Genomic DNA, 17671 nt, shown 5'->3' with positions numbered 1-17671 from the left:
TTTATACTTGATTAACAACTTAAACTGATTTTCTTAATGGGCTAAACCTCATAAACTCAGTTTAAATTCGTGCCAAATTTAGTGATTTCTATTTATTAAAATCGTTTAATATTTGACGAATGTTCATCGCCTCTTTAGAAACCGCTATTTTACCCGAGCGGACAAATTGTGCAATTCCAAAAGGTTTAAATTTTTCGTACAAGGCATCAATTTCGTTTTGACGGCCTGCTTTTTCTACCACAAAAAAGGTTTTGTTAACCGTAACAATATTCAAATTGTTTTCTTTGATGATATTCTGGATTTGTGGTTCGTCAAACAACAAATCTGAACGGAATTTAAACATTGCTGTTTGCGTAAAAATTAACTCATCATCAGTATGATAAAAAGCCTTGATAACTTCGATTTGCTTTTCTATTTGTCCGATAATTTTTTTTACAGCAACTTCTGTCATGTTTACAACAATCACAAATCTAGAAACGTTTTCGATTTCTGAATACGAAACAGTTAAGCTTTCTATATTAATGTGTCTTTTTACAAACAACGTAGAAATTCGGTTTAACAAACCTAGGTTGTTTTCTGTGTATATAGATATGGTATATGTTTTTGTTTCCATTTTCTTTTGAGTTTAAAAGTTTATAAAGTTCATCAAGTTTTAAATGTATAAGAACACTTTCTAACGTTCAACTTTTCAACCTTATAAATTGTCTATTCCAATCTTACATCAGAAACGCTAGCTCCTGTGGGTACCATCGGGAATACATTGTCTTCTTTTTCAACACAAACTTCTAAAAAATAAGCGTCTTTATGTGCAATCATTTCATCAATAGCTCCTTGTAAATCTGCTCTAGAGGTTACCTTTTTTGCTTTGATGTCGTAAGCCTCGGCCAATTTGATAAAATCAGGATTGATCATTTCTGTTGAGGCATAACGTTTGTCAAAAAACAACTGTTGCCACTGACGAACCATTCCTAAAAATTCGTTATTTAATACTACAATTTTTACAGGTACTTTGGTTTGTAAAATAGTTCCTAATTCCTGACAAGTCATCTGGTATCCACCATCACCAATTACGGCAACAACATGTCTGTCCATAGCTCCCATTTTTGCTCCAATGGCTGCAGGTAATGCAAATCCCATAGTTCCTAAACCGCCTGATGTTACATTGCTACGTGTGTGTGTAAAATTGGCGTAACGAACTGTCATCATTTGATGTTGTCCTACATCTGATACAATAACAGCATCATCTTTAGTAGCTCTATTAATTCCTTGCAAAACTTCTCCCATGGTTAAACCTTCTTTAGTTGGGTTTAGCTGAGCTTTGATTACTTTTTCGTATTCAATTTTATCGTAGTTTCTAAATTCTTGTAACCATTCATTATGAGATTTTTCGTCAATCAGTGGTAAGATTTTAGTCAAAATTTCTTTAGCATCCCCTAAGACTGCAGCATCAGTTTTTACATTTTTGTCAATCTCTGCAGGGTCTATTTCAAAATGAACTATTTTTGCTTGTTTTGCATAAGTGTTTAAGTTTCCTGTAACACGGTCGTCAAAACGCATACCAATGGCAATTAATACATCGCATTCGTTGGTTAGCTTGTTAGGGCCGTAGTGTCCGTGCATTCCTACCATACCAACATTTAAAGGATGATTGGTTGGCAACGCAGACAAACCTAAAACGGTCCATGCAGATGGAATTCCAGCTTTTTCAATAAAAGCTTTAAATTCTGCTTCAGCATTTCCTAAAATAACCCCTTGTCCAAAAACAATCATAGGTTTTTTAGCTTTGTTAATAAGTTCAGCAGCTTTTTCTACAGCCTCTATTTTGGTAGAAGGTGCAGGAATGTAGCTGCGTACCCCTGTACATTTTTCGTATCCTTTGTAATCAAAAACAGATTGCTGAGCATCTTTAGTGATATCGATAACTACAGGTCCTGGTCTTCCAGATTTGGCAATGTAAAAAGCTTTGGCAATGGCAGCAGGAATTTCTTCTGCTTTGGTTACCTGATAATTCCACTTGGTTACAGGTGATGAAATGCTAATAACATCGGTTTCTTGAAAAGCATCTGTTCCTAATAAATGAGAAGCAACTTGTCCTGTAATACATACAAGAGGGGTTGAGTCTATTTGTGCATCGGCAATTCCAGTGATTAAATTGGTTGCTCCAGGTCCAGAAGTAGCCATGGCGACTCCTACTTTACCCGAAGTTCTGGCAAAACCTTGGGCAGCATGTACAGCTCCTTGTTCATGACGAGTTAATACATGATGAAATTGGTCTTGGTACTTATACAACTCATCGTATATGGGCATAATGGCTCCTCCTGGGTAACCATAAGCCAACTCAGCACCTTCAGCAATTAGACATTTAACTACTGCTTCGGCACCTGTTATTTTTTCTGTTTGTAAGCTCATATTTATTCGCTTGCTTTTGGCTTTTAGCTTTTGTCTTTAGCAAACAACTAATGACTAACAGCTAATAGCTCTAATTAATATTTATCTGTGACACATCCTTCAGATGCAGGAGCTACAGATTTAGCATATTTAAATAAGATTCCTTTTGTGTGTTTTGGAGCAGGAGCTTGCCACTTTGCTCTACGTTCTGCCAATTCCTTCTCAGACACATTTACGGTAATCGAATTGTCTTCGGCACTAATTGTAATGATGTCTCCAGTTTCAACTAAGGCTATGTTACCTCCAGTTTGTGCCTCTGGCGTTATGTGCCCAACAACAAACCCGTGAGTTCCCCCAGAAAAACGACCGTCAGTAATCAAAGCAACCGATTTACCTAATCCAGCTCCCATGATTAGTGATGTTGGTTTTAGCATTTCTGGCATTCCAGGTCCACCTTTAGGTCCAACATAACGGATAACGACGACATTTCCTCTTTCTACTTCTCCATTAGAGATTCCATCATTAGCTTCTTGCTCACTGTTGTAAACAACTGCTTTTCCTTCGAACAACAATCCTTCTTTACCAGAGATTTTTGCAACCGCTCCTTCTTGAGCTAGGTTACCATATAAAATTTGTAGGTTTCCAGAAGATTTTAATGCTTTGTCTGTAGTGTATAATAAATCTTGTTTTTCAAACTCTATAGCTTCTACATTGGCTAAGTTTTCTGCTAAAGTTTTTCCTGTAACAGTCATACAGTCACCATGTAAAAAACCTTCGTTTAGCAAGTATTTCATAATTGCAGGTGTACCTCCAATGCCGTGTACATCTTCCATCAAATATTTTCCAGAAGGTTTTAAATCTCCAATTAAAGGAGTTCTATCGCTAATTCTTTGGAAATCTTCTAGTGTAAACTCAATATCTGCAGCATAAGCAATAGCTAAATAATGCAAAACAGCATTGGTAGATCCTCCTAAAGCATTGACCAAAGTAATGGCATTTTCAATAGATTTTTTAGTAACAATATCTTTGGGTTTTAAATCCAGTTCCAATAAATTTTTCATGGCTTGAGCAGTACGTTCTGCTTCTGATAATTTATTTGGATTTTCAGCAGGGATAGAAGAATTATACGGCAATGCCAACCCCATACATTCTATAGAAGAAGCCATGGTGTTTGCTGTATACATTCCTCCACAAGCACCCGCTCCTGGAATAGATCTTTTGATAATTTCTTTGTATTCTGCTTCGTCAATTTCTCCAGCAACCTTTTGTCCCAAAGCTTCAAAAGCAGATACGATATTTAATTTTTTTCCTTTGTATTTACCAGAAGCAACACTTCCTCCATAAACCATAATAGAAGGTCTGTTTAAACGAAGCATAGCAATAATAGCACCTGGCATGTTTTTGTCACACCCAACAACTCCAATCAATCCATCGTAAGACATTCCGTTTACTACAGTTTCCATAGAATCTGCAATGATATCTCTAGAGGCTAAAGAATAGTTCATTCCAGAAGTACCCATGGAAATTCCATCAGAAACTCCAATGGTTCCAAAAGTAAGACCAATCATTCCGTTAGGTCTAGAATGTTTTTTAATTTCCTGAGCCAATCCGTTCAAATGCATGTTACATGGGTTTCCATCGTACCCTGTACTACCAATAGCAATTTGAGGTAAATCCATGTCTTCTTCTGTAAACCCTGTTGCGTATAACATTGCCTGAGATGCAGGTTGAGATGGATTTTGTGTGATCTTTTTACTATACTTATTTAGTGCCATTTTAAAATCTTTTTTACAAATCTAGCTTATAGGCTAGCAAAAGTAGAATAGTTTAAGAATCCTAAAAAAAAGATTCAAAAAAAGTTACGTCGTTCAATAAGGGCGTGGTGTTTTTAAGTTGCTGATAGTCTTCTTTTTATGTTGTATATTTGATGGTATTTACCATCTTAAAAGTACTGTACTCTATATCTTAGTTAAAAATTTATGTTTTTTAGCAGAATGTGTTTAATAATTATTTTTACGTATATATACGTAGTGTAATTAAGTATTTAATAGTTTTGTGAAAACTTATTTATTTGTAGTTTTGTGAAACTCGAAAAATTAACAGGTAATATTACATATAAAGAACATGTCAAAAACAGCAGTATTAGAAATTGAAGGAAAAAAATATGAATTTCCTTTAGAGGTAGGTTCAGAAAAAGAATTAGCGATTGATATCAAACAGCTAAGAGGTGCTACAAATGGGGTGACAACAATTGACCCTGGATTTAAAAATACTGGGTCATGTAAAAGTGCTATTACTTTTTTAGACGGGGAGCAAGGAATATTAAGATATAGAGGATATGCTATTGAAGATTTAGCAGAAAAAGCTTCATTTTTAGAAGTGTCTTATTTGTTGATTTTTGGTGAATTGCCAACCAAAGTACAATTAGATAAATTTGAGCAAGACATTAAAGATCAATCTTTGGTAGATGAAGATGTACACAAAATTCTAGATGCATTTCCTAAAAATGCACATCCAATGGGAGTTTTATCTTCTTTAACAAGTGCATTAACTGCTTTTAACCCAAAATCAGTAGAGTATAGCTCTGCAGACGATATGTACAAAGCAATTGTAATGTTAATGGGTAAATTTCCAGTGTTAGTTTCTTGGTGTATGCGTAAAATGAAAGGATTGCCGTTAGATTTTGGTGATGTAGATTTAGGGTACGAAGAGAACTTTGCTATGATGATGTTTAAAAGACCAAACAAACAATACAAAGCAAGTAAAGTAGTCTTAGATGCATTGGATAAGTTGTTGATTTTACATGCAGATCACGAACAAAACTGTTCTACCTCTACGGTAAGAATCGTTGGTTCTTCACATGCTGGATTATTTGCTTCTATTTCTGCAGGAATTTCTGCATTATGGGGACCTTTGCATGGTGGAGCAAACCAAGCAGTAATTGAAATGTTAGAAGCTATTAAAAACGATGGTGGAGATTACGAAAAATACATCGCTAAGGCAAAAGATAAAAACGATCCATTCCGTTTAATGGGATTTGGGCATAGAGTGTATAAAAACTTTGATCCTAGAGCTAAAATTATCAAAGTTGCAGCAGAGCAAGTGTTGAATGATTTAGGAATTGAAGATCCTGTATTAGACGTAGCTAAAGGCTTGTCTGATGTAGCTTTGAATGACGAATACTTTAAATCTAGAAACTTATATCCTAATGTAGATTTTTATTCAGGTATTATTTACCGTGCTTTAGGAATTCCTGTAGAAATGTTTACTGTTTTATTTGCTATGGGACGTTTACCAGGGTGGATTGCTCAGTGGAAAGAAATGAGAGAAAATAAAGAGCCTATTGGTAGACCAAGACAATTGTATGTTGGTGAACCTTTAAGACCATATGTTTCAATCGAAAATAGATAAGAAGAACCTTATAAAAGAAAATAAAAAAGCTAGTTGTTTTAATTACAACTAGCTTTTTTTAATAAATATACAAATGTGTGTCTAGTTAATTAATGCCTTTAATTCTGCAACGGTTTTTGTTGGGTTTTCTGCTCCAAAAACATAACTACCAGCAACCAATACGTCGGCACCTACTTCTATCAGATTGTTGGCATTTTTATCGGTAACTCCTCCATCAATTTCAATTTTTGTGTCACAACCTTTAAAAGTAATTAGGTTCTTTAATTGCTGCACTTTAGTATAAGTGTTTTCTATGAAAGACTGTCCTCCAAACCCTGGGTTTACACTCATTATACATACCAAGTCTAGTTCCTGAATAATATCTTCTAGCACAGCAATAGGGGTGTGCGGGTTAATGGCAACACCAGCTTGCATTCCTTCAGCTTTTATGGCCTGAATAGTTCTGTGTAAATGTGTGCATGCTTCGTAGTGAACGGTTAAAATATCAGCACCGCAGTCTTTAAATGTTTTAATGTATTGGTCAGGATTTACAATCATTAAATGCACGTCCAAAGGTTTCGTTGCATGCTTTTTAATGGCTTTCATTACTGGCATACCAAAAGAAATATTAGGAACAAATACCCCGTCCATTATATCTATATGAAACCAATCGGCATCACTGTTGTTAATCATTTCAATATCGCGTTGAATATTGGCAAAATCGGCTGCTAATACCGATGGAGCTACTAATTTATTCATGTTTATTGGCTATGTAATTCATTAAAAAGAGTCAGTAAAACAAAATTTTACTGACTCCATATTTTTTTGTTTTTAAATTTATCCTAAGTAAGTCATTAAAATTTTACTTCTGGATGTATGTTTTAACCTTCGAATGGCTTTTTCTTTAATCTGGCGAACACGCTCACGAGTCAAATCAAAAGTTTCTCCAATTTCTTCCAATGTCATGGGTTGGTGTTCTCCCAATCCAAAGTACAAACGTACAACGTCAGCTTCTCTTGGCGTAAGTGTTTCCAAAGCTCTTTCTATTTCCACTTTTAAAGATTCGTGTAAAAGCGTTTTGTCTGGATTTGGAGATTCTCCAGAGTTTAACACATCGTATAAATTAGAGTCTTCTCCTTCAATTAATGGAGCATCCATAGATACGTGACGACCAGAGTTTTTCATAGATTCTTTAACGTCGTTCACGGTCATGTCTAACTTCTTAGCAATTTCTTCGGCAGATGGTGGGCGTTCGTTTTCTTGTTCTAAGAACGCGTACATTTTGTTTATTTTGTTGATAGAACCAATTTTGTTTAATGGCAAACGTACAATACGAGATTGTTCTGCTAAAGCCTGTAAAATAGATTGACGAATCCACCATACAGCATAAGAGATAAATTTAAAACCACGGGTTTCATCAAAACGTTTGGCAGCTTTTATCAAACCTAGGTTTCCTTCGTTAATCAAATCAGGAAGGGTAAGTCCTTGGTTTTGGTATTGTTTCGCTACCGATACCACAAAACGCAAATTTGCTTTGGTCAATCTTTCTAAAGCAGCTTGGTCCCCAGCTTTAATTCGCTGAGCTAATTCTACCTCCATGTCGGCTGTAATCAAGTCTACTTTACCAATTTCTTGCAAATATTTGTCTAAAGATGCGGTTTCACGATTGGTAACTTGCTTGGTAATTTTAAGTTGTCTCATCTACTATTTCTTGTTAAACTATAATTCTGTATATCTATATACGTAAAGTGCTGTAATTTTGTTACAAAAAAAGAGATGTTTTTTTTAGAAAATAATAAACGTGACAATATGTACCTGTTTAAAGGTTTGAAAACCCTTAAAGAAGTATTTTTTAGGGTTGAATATTGGCGAAGATTTACAATGTTTTTTTTCTAAAAATTGAAAAAACGGGAAAATGGTCACTAAATCCTCCACGGTAAAACTTACCGATATAAGTTCGCAAAGGTTCTCCTTTGTTTCTGCCAGTCCAATCGGTTAAAAATTCTTTATTAAAAATTTTGGCTTTTACAAACTGATTGCCTTTTTCTATAAAAGAATTGCTGTGCAAAATTTGATCAAACAAATGCCAGGTTCCGTTGTGTATTAAACTTCCTTTTTGGTTGGATAATAGGCTTTTCATAGGATTTTGTAGTTTGCTGGGTAGCAAATGTTTTTGTAGACTTTCGGAAAAAGGGTCGTCGTTAAAATCTCCCATAATCAAAAGCTTTGCATCGGGTTCTTGTTCTAAAATTTGAGAAATTTTATTGGAAAGCAATTGGGCCAAGGCAATCCTTTTAAGATGTGTTTTGTCTATTCCTTTTCTTCTAGAAGGCCAATGGTTTACAAATACATGTGTGGGTTCTCCATGAAGTTCTCCTTTTACGTACAAGATGTCTCGAGTATCGTCTTTTATACCTGTTGTTTCAAATACATTTACAGGAATGGGTTCGGAATGGTGTAGTTTAAAAAAATCTTTGTGATACAAAAGAGCAACGTCAATTCCTCTTTCGTCTGGAGATTCGTAATGAATACAATCGTAATCTAGATAACGTAAAGTTTCGCAATGTATGATATCAAGGGCAACTTGCTTGGTTTCAATTTCAGCCAAACCAATCAACGTAGGAGGGTACATGCAGCTGTCAGTTCCTATTTTTGAAATCACTTTGGCAATTTTATTTACCTTGTGTTGGTATCTGTAATGTCCCCATTTTTTTCTTCCTCCAGGAGTGTAATCGCTGTCTAAAGTATGTTTGTCGTTCTTATAATCAAATAAGTTTTCGGTGTTGTAAAAAGCAATTGAAAATAAGTCTTCCTCTACCACAAATCGTGTTTTTTGGTTGGTAAAGATATTCTTATTCTTTAGAATCATCAAAGAAAAATAAGTGATGTTTTTAAAATTATAACATCAAAAATGATTAAAAAATGAATGTTCTTGATAATAGGGGAATTATGTACCTTTGCGGCATGATAGAAGCAAAAAAGGTAACCTCTGAAAAAACGGTATTGGTGGGAGTAATTACTCAGTATCAAGACGAGGAAAAGTCTGCAGAATATTTAGACGAATTGGAGTTTTTAGTAAATACAGCTGGAGGTGAGGCTGTAAAACGGTTTGTTCAAAAATTAGACAAACCCAATCCAAAAACTTTTATTGGTGCAGGTAAATTAGAAGATGTAAAGGCGTATATAGATACGCACACAATAGGAACGGTAATTTTTGATGACGAATTGTCTCCGGCACAATTAAGGAATATTGAACGCGTGTTGGATACCAAAATTTTGGATAGAACCACGTTAATTCTAGATATTTTTGCACAAAGAGCAGAAACGAGTTATGCACGTACCCAAGTAGCTTTGGCTCAGTGTCAATATTTGCTGCCAAGATTAACCAAGCTATGGACTCACTTAGATAAGCAAAAAGGAGGGATAGGGATGCGTGGTCCTGGGGAAACAGAAATTGAAACAGATAGGCGTATTGTACGTGATCAAATAGCTTTGCTGAAAAAGAAATTAGCTACTATTGATAAGCAAATGGCTGTGCAAAGAAAAAATCGCGGACAAATGGTGCGTGTTGCCTTGGTGGGCTATACCAATGTGGGGAAATCTACATTGATGAACTTGATTAGTAAAAGTGAGGTTTTTGCAGAAAATAAGTTGTTTGCAACTTTAGATACCACGGTGAGAAAAGTTGTTATCAAAAACATTCCTTTTTTAATGACGGATACCGTTGGGTTTATTAGAAAATTGCCAACGCAACTGGTAGAGTCTTTTAAATCTACTTTAGATGAGGTAAGAGAGGCAGATTTGTTGTTGCATGTGGTTGATATTTCGCATCCTACTTTTGAAGATCATATAACTTCGGTAAACGGTATTCTAAAAGAGATTGAAAGTGCAAACAAGCCCACTTTAATGGTGTTTAATAAAATAGACAACTATAAGCACCAAACCATTGATGAAGATGATCTAATTACCGAAAGAACTGAAAAGCATTATACTTTAGATGAGTTAAAGCGTACTTGGATGTCTAGAATGGACGAAGATTGTGTTTTTATTTCAGCAATTGATAAAGATAACATCGAGGAGTTTAAAGAGAAAACATTCGAGAAAGTAAGAGAAATACATGCCAAACGTTTTCCTTATAACAACTATTTGTATACAGAGTATGATCAAGAAGGAAACAAAATAAATTAAGAATGATATTAGATACAATTCAAAATGCTTATTTGTATAAAGCACTAGGAGAGCGTTTGTCTATCGGTCTGGAGTATATAAGTAATACCGACTTTTCTAAATTAGAAATGGGAGTACATAAAGTAAAGGAAGATGAAGTCTTTGCAATTTTACAAACCTACGATACAAAAATAGAAGAAGAGGTAAGATTAGAGTCGCATCAAAAATATATAGATATACAATATCTACTACAAGGAGAAGAGTTGATAGGGGTTGAGCCCTTGACAAATCAAGAGGTATTGTTGGATGAACTGGAAGAGAAAGATGTTATTTTTTACAAAGGGAGTGCTTCTAAAATCAAATTATCAAAAAATAGTTTTATGATTTTCTTTCCAACGGATGTACATGCTCCTGGAATAAAAATTCAATCTTCTAAAAAAGTAATCAAAGTAGTGGTAAAGGTTGCTGTCTAGATTTTTCAAGTTGCCTTAAACAAAAAAACAGCCCAATTGGGCTGTTTTTTTTGTATGTGCTCTAAGAATTAAAACTTATAATTAAATCCTAAACCAAAAACTTCTCTTATTTGTATTTCTGCTATAGCATTATCGTCATAAATGGCTTGTGCAGTAATGTTTGCAGATAAGAACTTGTTGATTTTCATGGCTACATTCAAAGTGTAGTCAATATCAATATTTCCTGGATTTTCTAGATAATTTGCGTATAGATTTAAGATGTTTTCTATGCTAACATTGGTAACTACGTCTGTTTTGTAGTATGCAGAAATGTTTGCTCCTAGTTCAAATCTGCTAGTTTCTCCCTGTTTTACACCAAAAGCACTACCGTCTTCTGTAAACTCATCACTAACAAAAATAGCTCTTGCAGATGCAGGAGTGATGTTTACTTTAAAATTATTTGATTTTTTCCAAAGCATACCAGGACCTGCTTGCAAATAGGCAGGAGAGAAAAAGTCCGAAATTCGTTCTTTATCTTTATTAAGACCTTCGGCAAATTGTGTTTTTAAGTTGGCGTATGCAGAAAAATACCAGTATTTACCTGTTTTTTTACCGTATAAAGAAGAAATTTCTAGGCGGTCGTCTGTTTTTTGAATGTCTTCGGTACCATCAATTTTAGTAAGACCATAGGCAAAAATAAATTTGTTGTCCCAAACAACATCATCTTTTTTGTAGTTGGCATCGTAATTAATGCTTGCATTGGTTGCAATGTTGCTTACACCACCTCCTTGCCAGTTGTTGTTAAAAGCAGATTGGTTGAAAAGTAAAGTGAAAACTCCGTTTTTTTTCCAGCCATTTTCTTCTTCTTTTTGTTGTGCAAAAGAGAATGCTGTACATAGTGCAATTGCTGCAAAGCTAATTTTTTTGATCATAATTCTATTGTTTAGGTTTTTTATACAGAGGTACGGTAGAGCATGCTTCTCCATACATAATATTCTTTGCTACAGGAAGTAACTTTTGAGTTAACAGTGTATAAGCTGATTCTGGAATGGGCTTGCTGGCACATCCTTTAATAATTACAGGTTTGTCTGTATAGCGTGTGGTGTCTAAATGCTGAATAATCTCAGAAAACAAAATGGTTTCTAAAGTAGCTAAGTCTCCAACAATACATTTTTTGGCAAAAGGACTTGCTTTGGTGGTTAGTAAAAGATATGCCCAAGATGGAATAATTGCATCGGCCGAACAAGTAAAAGCTATGTAAGAGTCTTGTAGTTGAGACCAGTCATAGGTTTCAGCGTGTTGTCTAAAGTCTTTTTCTCTTAAAATAAGTCCTTCAAACAACCAGTCTTTTATGTCAAACACCACTCTTTTTCCTTTGGGGTAAAAATCTTCTAAATCAATATTTTGTAGGTTGCTATTGGCAACACGATTGATAATTTCGTCCATAGGATATGGTTTTAAAATAGGTTCTTATAAAAAACCCAATTCTAGTTTGGCTTCTTCACTCATCATGTCTTGTGTCCAAGTAGGATCAAAAGTCAATTCTACCTCAGTGCTGTCTATTTCTTCTAAAGCAGATACTTTTTCTTCTACTTCTTTTGGTAAGGTTTCGGCAACAGGGCAATTAGGAGATGTTAAAGTCATTAAAATCTTAGCTTGTTTTTGGTCGTTTACCAAAACGTCATAAATTAATCCTAATTCGTAAATGTCTACAGGAATTTCTGGATCGTAAATTGTTTTTAAAACATTTACAATTTTATCGCCTATTTCTATAGTTTCTTTTGGATTCATGGTAGGTTATTTTTTGGAGTTAAGCATTAAGTTTGCTTTGCATTCCTAATGCGTATAGTTTAATTTGTTTAATCATAGACACCAATCCGTTAGCTCTTGTAGCAGACAAGTGTTCTTTTAGGCCTATTTGGTCGATAAAACTTAAATCGGCTTCCAAAATATCTTTTGGTTTTTGATTGTTAAAAACACGTAGCAAAACAGCAATGATTCCCTTGGTAATAATTGCATCGCTATCTGCTGTAAACAATACCTTATCTTGATCTAGTTCAGAGTGTAGCCATACTTTAGACTGGCAACCTTTGATTAGATTGTTGTCAGTTTTGTAGGTTTCTTGTATTACAGGAATAGATTTTCCTAGTTCTATCATGTATTCGTAGCGTTGCATCCAATCTTCAAACATCATAAACTCATCTACAATTTCCTCCTGTATTTCTTTGATAGTCATATTTTAAACTTATTTTTGCACTCGCAAAGATACTGAGTATAAAACTAGCAAACAAGGTTGTTTAAGGCCTACTTGCAAATGACCCCTTTTGAAATAAAAAAACATGAGTAAATTATTGATTATTGGTACAGTAGCGTTTGATGCTATTGAAACTCCTTTTGGAAAAACTGACAAGATATTAGGAGGAGCAGGAACTTATATTGGTTTGTCTGCTAGTAATTTTAAAAATGTAGACACGGGTTTGGTGTCTATTGTTGGAAACGATTTTCCGCAAGAGCATTTTGATTTATTAGAAAAAAAAGGAATCAATACCGAAGGAATAGAGGTGGTAAAAGATGGGAAAACTTTTTTCTGGAGTGGAAAATACCATACCAATATGAACAAAAGAGACACGTTGGTGACCGAGCTAAACGTGCTAGAGCATTTTAATCCTGTAGTTCCAGAAAAATACAAAAATGCAGAAATTGTGATGTTAGGAAACTTACATCCGCTTGTGCAAAATGAAGGTTTAGAACAATTGCATCAAAAACCTAAGATGGTGGTTTTGGACACGATGAACTTTTGGATGGATATTGCTTTAGAAGATTTAAAAATGTTACTAAAAAAAGTGGATGTCATTACAATTAACGATGAAGAAGCACAACAACTTAGTGGAGAGCATTCTTTGGTTAAAGCTGCTAAAATTATTCATCAAATGGGGCCTAAATATGTAGTGATAAAAAAAGGAGAGCATGGTGCTTTGTTGTTTCATGAAGGGAAAATATTTTCGGCACCCGCTTTGCCTTTAGAAGAAGTTTTTGATCCTACAGGAGCTGGAGACACTTTTGCAGGTGGTTTTACAGGATATTTGGCTCAGCAAAATGACCTTTCTTTTGATACAGTTAAAAATGCTGTGATTTGGGGGTCTAACTTGGCTTCTTTTACCGTTGAAAAGTTTGGAGTAGAGCGTATTGCAGAAGTTACTGAAGCAGAGGTTTTGGAGCGATTAGAGAATTTTAAAGACTTAACGAAATTTTCTTTGTAATTTTGCAAAAAATTAACACTTCTACGACAAATGTAGGAGACAACTAATATTTTAAAGATACAACTATGTGTGGTATTGCAATGGTAAGGTTGCTTAAGCCTTTAGAGTACTATAAAGAAAAGTACGGTTCTGCTTTTTACGGAGTAAACAAAATGTACTTGTTAATGGAAAAGCAACACAACCGTGGACAAGACGGTGCCGGGTTTGCAAGCATTAAATTTAACGTAAACCCAGGAAGCCGATACATAAGCAGAATACGTTCTAACAAAGCACAGCCTATTCAGCATATATTTAAAAAAATCAACACTAGAATTAGCGATGTTATCGAAGCTAACCCAGATAAGAAGGACGACATTCCTTGGCTGGAAGAAAATGCACCTTACATAGGAAACTTGTTTTTGGGGCATGCTCGTTATGGTACTTATGGGGGAAATTCTGTAGAAAACGTACATCCTTTTTTACGTCAAAGCAATTGGAGGCATAAAAACCTAATAGTGGCTGGAAACTTTAATATGACCAATGCAAAACAATTGCTAGATGAGTTGATTGAGTTAGGACAACATCCCAAAGAAAATACGGACACTGTAACCGTAATGGAGAAAATAGGACATTTTTTAGATGATCAAGTAGAGTCTATTTATCAAGATATCAAAAAAGATTATACCAAAAAAGAAGCGTCACCTGTTATTGCTGAGAAAGTGGATCTAGTACGCATTTTAAAACGTGCTACCAAAAGTTTTGATGGAGGCTATACTATGGCTGGATTGCTAGGGCATGGTGATGCATTTGTGATGCGTGACCCAAATGGAATTCGTCCTGCTTTTTATTACAAAGATGATGAGGTGTTGGTGGTAGCTTCTGAAAGACCTGCTATTCAAACCGCTTTTAATTTGGATATGAATCAGGTAAAAGAATTGGAGCCTGGACATGCAATTATAGCTAAAAAGAACGGTAAAGTTTCTGTGAATAAAATTTTAGAGCCTAAAGAAAAGAAAGCTTGTTCTTTTGAGCGTATTTACTTTTCTAGAGGAAGCGATGCGGAGATTTATCAAGAAAGAAAAGATTTAGGGGTAAGAGTGTTTCCTAAGGTAGTAGAAAGCATTAAGGGAGATATTGCCAATACCGTTTTCTCTTACATTCCTAATACTGCAGAGACTTCATATTTTGGAGTTTGTCAAGCCGCAGAAAATTACTTGAATGAGCAAAAGATCAAAGCAATCCTAACAGGAGGAAAACAGCTAACAGCGCAACAAGTGGATGAAATTTTAGCTGTGCATCCAAGATTCGAGAAGTTAGCTATTAAAGATGCGAAACTTAGAACTTTTATCACGGCAGATGATAGTAGGGATGATTTAGTAGCTCACGTATACGATGTGACGTATGGAGTGGTAAAAAAGAATGATAATATTGTAATTATTGATGATAGTATTGTAAGAGGTACTACCTTAAAGAAAAGTATTATTAAAATTTTAGATAGAACCAGTCCTAGAAAAATTGTAGTGGTTTCTTCAGCTCCACAAATTCGTTACCCAGATTGTTACGGAATTGACATGGCTAAGTTAGGAGATTTTATTGCTTTTAGAGCGGCTATAGAGTTGTTAAAAGAGTCAGGACAGTATCAAATTGTTACAGATGTTTATAATAAGTGTATCAAACAACGTAGCAAAGAAGATGCAGGAATAGAGAATTATGTAAAAGAAATCTACAAGCCTTTTACTCCAGAGCAAATTTCTGCTAAAATATCCGAAATGTTAAAAACATCAGAAATTAATGCAGAGGTAGAAATTATTTTCCAAAGTATAGAAGGTCTACATGCAGCATGTCCAAACCATGAGGGGGATTGGTATTTTACAGGAGATTACCCAACAAATGGAGGTAAGCGTGTAGTAAATGAGGCTTTTATTAATTTTTATGAAGGGAACAACAAAAGGGCTTATTAATAAGTAGCTTGTAGGTATTGAATATAAAAGAAGGGATTATACAACTATAATCCCTTCTTTTATGCCAAATTTTATCAGTTGTATATTGTTCTTTGTACTGGTTTTGGTAAATAAATTTTGTTTGTGGGTTTTTAAGGTATTGATGCTTATACCTAAAGAGTCGGCAATTTCTTTTTCAGTAGAAAAAATAAAACATGCTTTTATAATGTCAATCTGTCTAGCTGTTAGCTCGCAGCTACTTAGCTGGGGTTGTATGGCGTTGTGTATTTTAATATCGCTTGTTAGGATGGTTTTTATTAAAGCTGGGAAGTTTTCAATAGAATCATCTTTTCCTAAAAAGTGATCGACACCATTTTTAATTGCTTCGTTTTTTATGATTTTGTTGTTGTAGCTGGTTAGGCAGACGATTTTAAATTTACTTTTTTCAGGACGGATCTGTTTAATAAAGTCTAATGATCTTACACCTCTAAAGCTTAGGTCTAAAATCAGTAAGTCAAAATTAGTGCTATTTGTTTGTTTTATAGTATCATCAATAGTGTTGCAAGTGGCTAAAACATCAAAACTTTTCTTTTTGTTTAGAAAGTCTCTTAAGGCATCGGCAAAAAAACGATTGTCGTCTGCAATTATTATTTTAAATATTCTTTTGTCCATAACGCGGTAAATATAACAAAAATCATGTTGATTTGGCTCATACTAAAGTTGTAATGTTTGATAAAAAATGTGTAATATCATGCTATAGTATGAGTTTTATTTTTTAGAAATATCTTTTCTTTAAACCATCAATAAAAAAACACACTTATTTCAGTTATAAATAAAATAGTATTGTCTTTTTGGACTGTGTTCAAGTTCCGTTTTTAAGTAAGTTTTGCGGGATAGTTCGCGTTTGTAGCATCGACTACTCTCTTTAGTTAACATTAAATTAACATTAAAAAGGGTTTTTTAGACTTCCTGTTTTATGGCAGTTTGTGATATTGCTAAAAAAGCAATAACTAATTTTATAATATGTCAAAAACTAAAACAAGATGTTTTTTTAATAACGTACACTAATGTGTTGTTTTGCTAAGTTGATGAAAATAACCTTTTCATTTTTAAAGGATTATATTTCATGTTCTCTTAAACTAGGTCTTTTACAACCGCTGTATCTTTGAAATAACAAAACCATACAAGTTATGAGAAAATTTATTTTAATTGCAGTATTAGTGTTGGTAGGAGTTACAACCTACGGGCAAAACTATAACTATCCTGTAGGATTGTATAGTTACGAATCTTTAACGGGAATTGAAACTTCGGTAAGAGATTCAATTTCATCAACTACTTATTCTAAATCTCAGAATACAGCTAGCACGTCACGCAGAAGCCAAAATTACAATTACCCAGTAGGATTGTATAACTACAACTCTATAAGTTCAGTAAAATTAAAAAACTTTGATGCTGATTATGTAAAAGGAGCAAAAAGCAAAAAAGAATTGTTGGCAGAAGATGTAAAAAGGAAAAATGAGAAATCTAGAAAAAATATTGTTATCAGAAAGGCAAAAGATGAAGTGCTTGTTAGGTACAATGGAGATTACTCAAGTATTAAATTGTTAGATTTTTCGGGAAAAGAGGTAAAAGCAAACTTTAGTAAAAAATATAGAGGTTTGATAGTTCCTAGAGACAAACAAGAAAAGAAATGTTTCTTGGAGGTTGTGAAAAACGAAGCAAACGTATATTATCATCTAGTAAGTTTATAGTTCATCAGAGTTAAATCATAGTCTGTCTTAAGACTTGTAAAAGACTTCCAAAACTCCACAGCTTTTGCTGAGGAGTTTTTTTTATTCTGTATATTGTTGTTATTTAGGTTTTTAAGAAATATTTCAAAAAAACTTACAAAAACAGCTTGTTTAATTGAGATTCTTGTGTATCTTTGCACCCGCAAACGCAGTAAGGCATACTTACTGAGAGAGCAAAAGTTCATTGTAAGGGTAAGAGTTTAAGTGACGGATAGTCAGGGAGAAGAGTAGCAAAGCTGTTTTTTAAAAACGAGTATTTCGAGCTTAAAATTTCTAAAAAAACTTTCAAAAAAGTTTGTTAGAAA

17 protein-coding genes are annotated in these 17671 nt (G+C 34.3%); 6 read left to right on the top strand and 11 right to left on the bottom strand.

What is annotated here, in order from left to right; all coding sequences use genetic code 11:
- Positions 1-88: 88 nt before the first annotated feature.
- The 3 genes from ilvN to ilvD all read right to left on the bottom strand — a co-directional run bounded on the left by ilvN (position 89) and on the right by ilvD (position 4163).
- A complete protein-coding gene (ilvN, locus tag FS85_RS0103355) occupies positions 89-613 on the bottom strand; it encodes an acetolactate synthase small subunit (RefSeq protein WP_010134620.1) in 525 nt (174 codons plus the stop codon).
- A gap of 92 nt (positions 614-705) precedes the next feature.
- Complete coding sequence (ilvB, locus tag FS85_RS0103350) at positions 706-2409, bottom strand: biosynthetic-type acetolactate synthase large subunit (RefSeq protein WP_010134618.1); 1704 nt, start codon at positions 2407-2409, stop codon at positions 706-708.
- A 74-nt stretch (positions 2410-2483) separates the two neighbouring features.
- Positions 2484-4163, bottom strand: coding sequence for a dihydroxy-acid dehydratase (gene ilvD / locus FS85_RS0103345; RefSeq protein WP_010134617.1), 1680 nt, complete (start codon positions 4161-4163; stop codon positions 2484-2486).
- Between the two features lie 349 nt (positions 4164-4512).
- Here ilvD and FS85_RS0103340 point away from each other — a divergent pair, with 349 nt between their 5' ends.
- Positions 4513-5799, top strand: coding sequence for a citrate synthase (locus tag FS85_RS0103340; RefSeq protein WP_010134616.1), 1287 nt, complete (start codon positions 4513-4515; stop codon positions 5797-5799).
- A gap of 81 nt (positions 5800-5880) precedes the next feature.
- Here FS85_RS0103340 and rpe read toward each other — a convergent pair whose 3' ends face one another.
- The 3 genes from rpe to FS85_RS0103320 form a co-directional block, all read right to left on the bottom strand.
- Positions 5881-6537, bottom strand: a complete 657-nt coding sequence (rpe, locus tag FS85_RS0103335; protein ID WP_010134615.1) for a ribulose-phosphate 3-epimerase — start codon at positions 6535-6537, stop codon at positions 5881-5883.
- Between the two features lie 78 nt (positions 6538-6615).
- Entirely contained in the window at positions 6616-7479 is an 864-nt protein-coding gene (locus tag FS85_RS0103330) for a sigma-70 family RNA polymerase sigma factor (protein WP_010134614.1), read from the bottom strand.
- Between the two features lie 175 nt (positions 7480-7654).
- Positions 7655-8647: an endonuclease/exonuclease/phosphatase family protein gene (locus tag FS85_RS0103320; protein WP_010134613.1), complete on the bottom strand. Its 993-nt coding sequence runs from the start codon at positions 8645-8647 to the stop codon at positions 7655-7657.
- 95 nt (positions 8648-8742) lie between these two features.
- On the opposite strand from FS85_RS0103320, the gene hflX reads away from it, so the two are divergent.
- Positions 8743-9966, top strand: coding sequence for a GTPase HflX (gene hflX / locus FS85_RS0103315; protein WP_010134612.1), 1224 nt, complete (start codon positions 8743-8745; stop codon positions 9964-9966).
- Between the two features lie 2 nt (positions 9967-9968).
- Complete coding sequence (locus FS85_RS0103310) at positions 9969-10418, top strand: YhcH/YjgK/YiaL family protein (RefSeq protein ID WP_010134611.1); 450 nt, start codon at positions 9969-9971, stop codon at positions 10416-10418.
- A gap of 68 nt (positions 10419-10486) precedes the next feature.
- Here FS85_RS0103310 and FS85_RS0103305 read toward each other — a convergent pair whose 3' ends face one another.
- The 4 genes from FS85_RS0103305 to FS85_RS0103290 are packed head-to-tail and all read right to left on the bottom strand — an operon-like array spanning position 10487 to position 12633.
- Complete coding sequence (locus FS85_RS0103305; RefSeq protein ID WP_010134610.1) at positions 10487-11329, bottom strand: DUF3078 domain-containing protein; 843 nt, start codon at positions 11327-11329, stop codon at positions 10487-10489.
- Between the two features lie 4 nt (positions 11330-11333).
- Positions 11334-11843 carry a DUF2480 family protein gene (locus FS85_RS0103300; protein ID WP_010134609.1) on the bottom strand — a complete coding sequence of 170 codons (510 nt, stop codon included), beginning with the start codon at positions 11841-11843 and terminating at the stop codon, positions 11334-11336.
- A 24-nt stretch (positions 11844-11867) separates the two neighbouring features.
- The gene (locus tag FS85_RS0103295; RefSeq protein ID WP_010134608.1) at positions 11868-12188 is read right to left on the bottom strand and encodes a DUF59 domain-containing protein; all 321 of its coding nucleotides are present in this window, start codon (positions 12186-12188) and stop codon (positions 11868-11870) included.
- 19 nt (positions 12189-12207) lie between these two features.
- The gene (locus tag FS85_RS0103290; RefSeq protein WP_010134607.1) at positions 12208-12633 is read right to left on the bottom strand and encodes a SufE family protein; all 426 of its coding nucleotides are present in this window, start codon (positions 12631-12633) and stop codon (positions 12208-12210) included.
- A 103-nt stretch (positions 12634-12736) separates the two neighbouring features.
- Between FS85_RS0103290 and FS85_RS0103285 the strand changes: the two genes are divergently transcribed.
- Complete coding sequence (locus FS85_RS0103285) at positions 12737-13657, top strand: PfkB family carbohydrate kinase (RefSeq protein WP_010134606.1); 921 nt, start codon at positions 12737-12739, stop codon at positions 13655-13657.
- Between the two features lie 65 nt (positions 13658-13722).
- A complete protein-coding gene (locus FS85_RS0103280; RefSeq protein WP_010134604.1) occupies positions 13723-15597 on the top strand; it encodes an amidophosphoribosyltransferase in 1875 nt (624 codons plus the stop codon).
- A gap of 36 nt (positions 15598-15633) precedes the next feature.
- Here the strand turns inward: FS85_RS0103280 and FS85_RS16055 are convergent, their stop codons facing one another.
- Positions 15634-16248, bottom strand: a complete 615-nt coding sequence (locus FS85_RS16055) for a response regulator transcription factor (protein ID WP_010134602.1) — start codon at positions 16246-16248, stop codon at positions 15634-15636.
- Positions 16249-16766: 518 nt separating this feature from the next.
- Between FS85_RS16055 and FS85_RS0103270 the strand changes: the two genes are divergently transcribed.
- Positions 16767-17327: a hypothetical protein gene (locus FS85_RS0103270; RefSeq protein ID WP_010134601.1), complete on the top strand. Its 561-nt coding sequence runs from the start codon at positions 16767-16769 to the stop codon at positions 17325-17327.
- The last annotated feature ends 344 nt before the right edge of the window (positions 17328-17671 follow it).

The sequence above is a fragment of the Ochrovirga pacifica genome (assembly GCF_000220525.1).
GTDB classification, from domain to species: Bacteria; Bacteroidota; Bacteroidia; order Flavobacteriales; family Flavobacteriaceae; genus Ochrovirga; species Ochrovirga pacifica.
This window is presented reverse-complemented; position numbering and strand designations above follow the sequence as displayed.

Bases quoted from the DNA above. Each gene is read 5' to 3' on its own strand.
- FS85_RS0103295 (WP_010134608.1), bottom strand. From the start codon at position 12,188: ATGAATCCAAAAGAAACTATAGAAATAGGCGATAAAATTGTAAATGTT.
- FS85_RS0103330 (WP_010134614.1), bottom strand. From the start codon at position 7,479: ATGAGACAACTTAAAATTACCAAGCAAGTTACCAATCGTGAAACCGCA.
- FS85_RS0103310 (WP_010134611.1), top strand. From the start codon at position 9,969: ATGATATTAGATACAATTCAAAATGCTTATTTGTATAAAGCACTAGGA.
- ilvN (WP_010134620.1), bottom strand. From the start codon at position 613: ATGGAAACAAAAACATATACCATATCTATATACACAGAAAACAACCTA.
- FS85_RS0103320 (WP_010134613.1), bottom strand. From the start codon at position 8,647: ATGATTCTAAAGAATAAGAATATCTTTACCAACCAAAAAACACGATTT.
- hflX (WP_010134612.1), top strand. From the start codon at position 8,743: ATGATAGAAGCAAAAAAGGTAACCTCTGAAAAAACGGTATTGGTGGGA.
- FS85_RS0103300 (WP_010134609.1), bottom strand. From the start codon at position 11,843: ATGGACGAAATTATCAATCGTGTTGCCAATAGCAACCTACAAAATATT.
- FS85_RS0103285 (WP_010134606.1), top strand. From the start codon at position 12,737: ATGAGTAAATTATTGATTATTGGTACAGTAGCGTTTGATGCTATTGAA.
- FS85_RS0103340 (WP_010134616.1), top strand. From the start codon at position 4,513: ATGTCAAAAACAGCAGTATTAGAAATTGAAGGAAAAAAATATGAATTT.
- FS85_RS0103290 (WP_010134607.1), bottom strand. From the start codon at position 12,633: ATGACTATCAAAGAAATACAGGAGGAAATTGTAGATGAGTTTATGATG.
- FS85_RS0103280 (WP_010134604.1), top strand. From the start codon at position 13,723: ATGTGTGGTATTGCAATGGTAAGGTTGCTTAAGCCTTTAGAGTACTAT.
- ilvB (WP_010134618.1), bottom strand. From the start codon at position 2,409: ATGAGCTTACAAACAGAAAAAATAACAGGTGCCGAAGCAGTAGTTAAA.
- rpe (WP_010134615.1), bottom strand. From the start codon at position 6,537: ATGAATAAATTAGTAGCTCCATCGGTATTAGCAGCCGATTTTGCCAAT.
- FS85_RS0103270 (WP_010134601.1), top strand. From the start codon at position 16,767: ATGAGAAAATTTATTTTAATTGCAGTATTAGTGTTGGTAGGAGTTACA.
- FS85_RS0103305 (WP_010134610.1), bottom strand. From the start codon at position 11,329: ATGATCAAAAAAATTAGCTTTGCAGCAATTGCACTATGTACAGCATTC.
- FS85_RS16055 (WP_010134602.1), bottom strand. From the start codon at position 16,248: ATGGACAAAAGAATATTTAAAATAATAATTGCAGACGACAATCGTTTT.
- ilvD (WP_010134617.1), bottom strand. From the start codon at position 4,163: ATGGCACTAAATAAGTATAGTAAAAAGATCACACAAAATCCATCTCAA.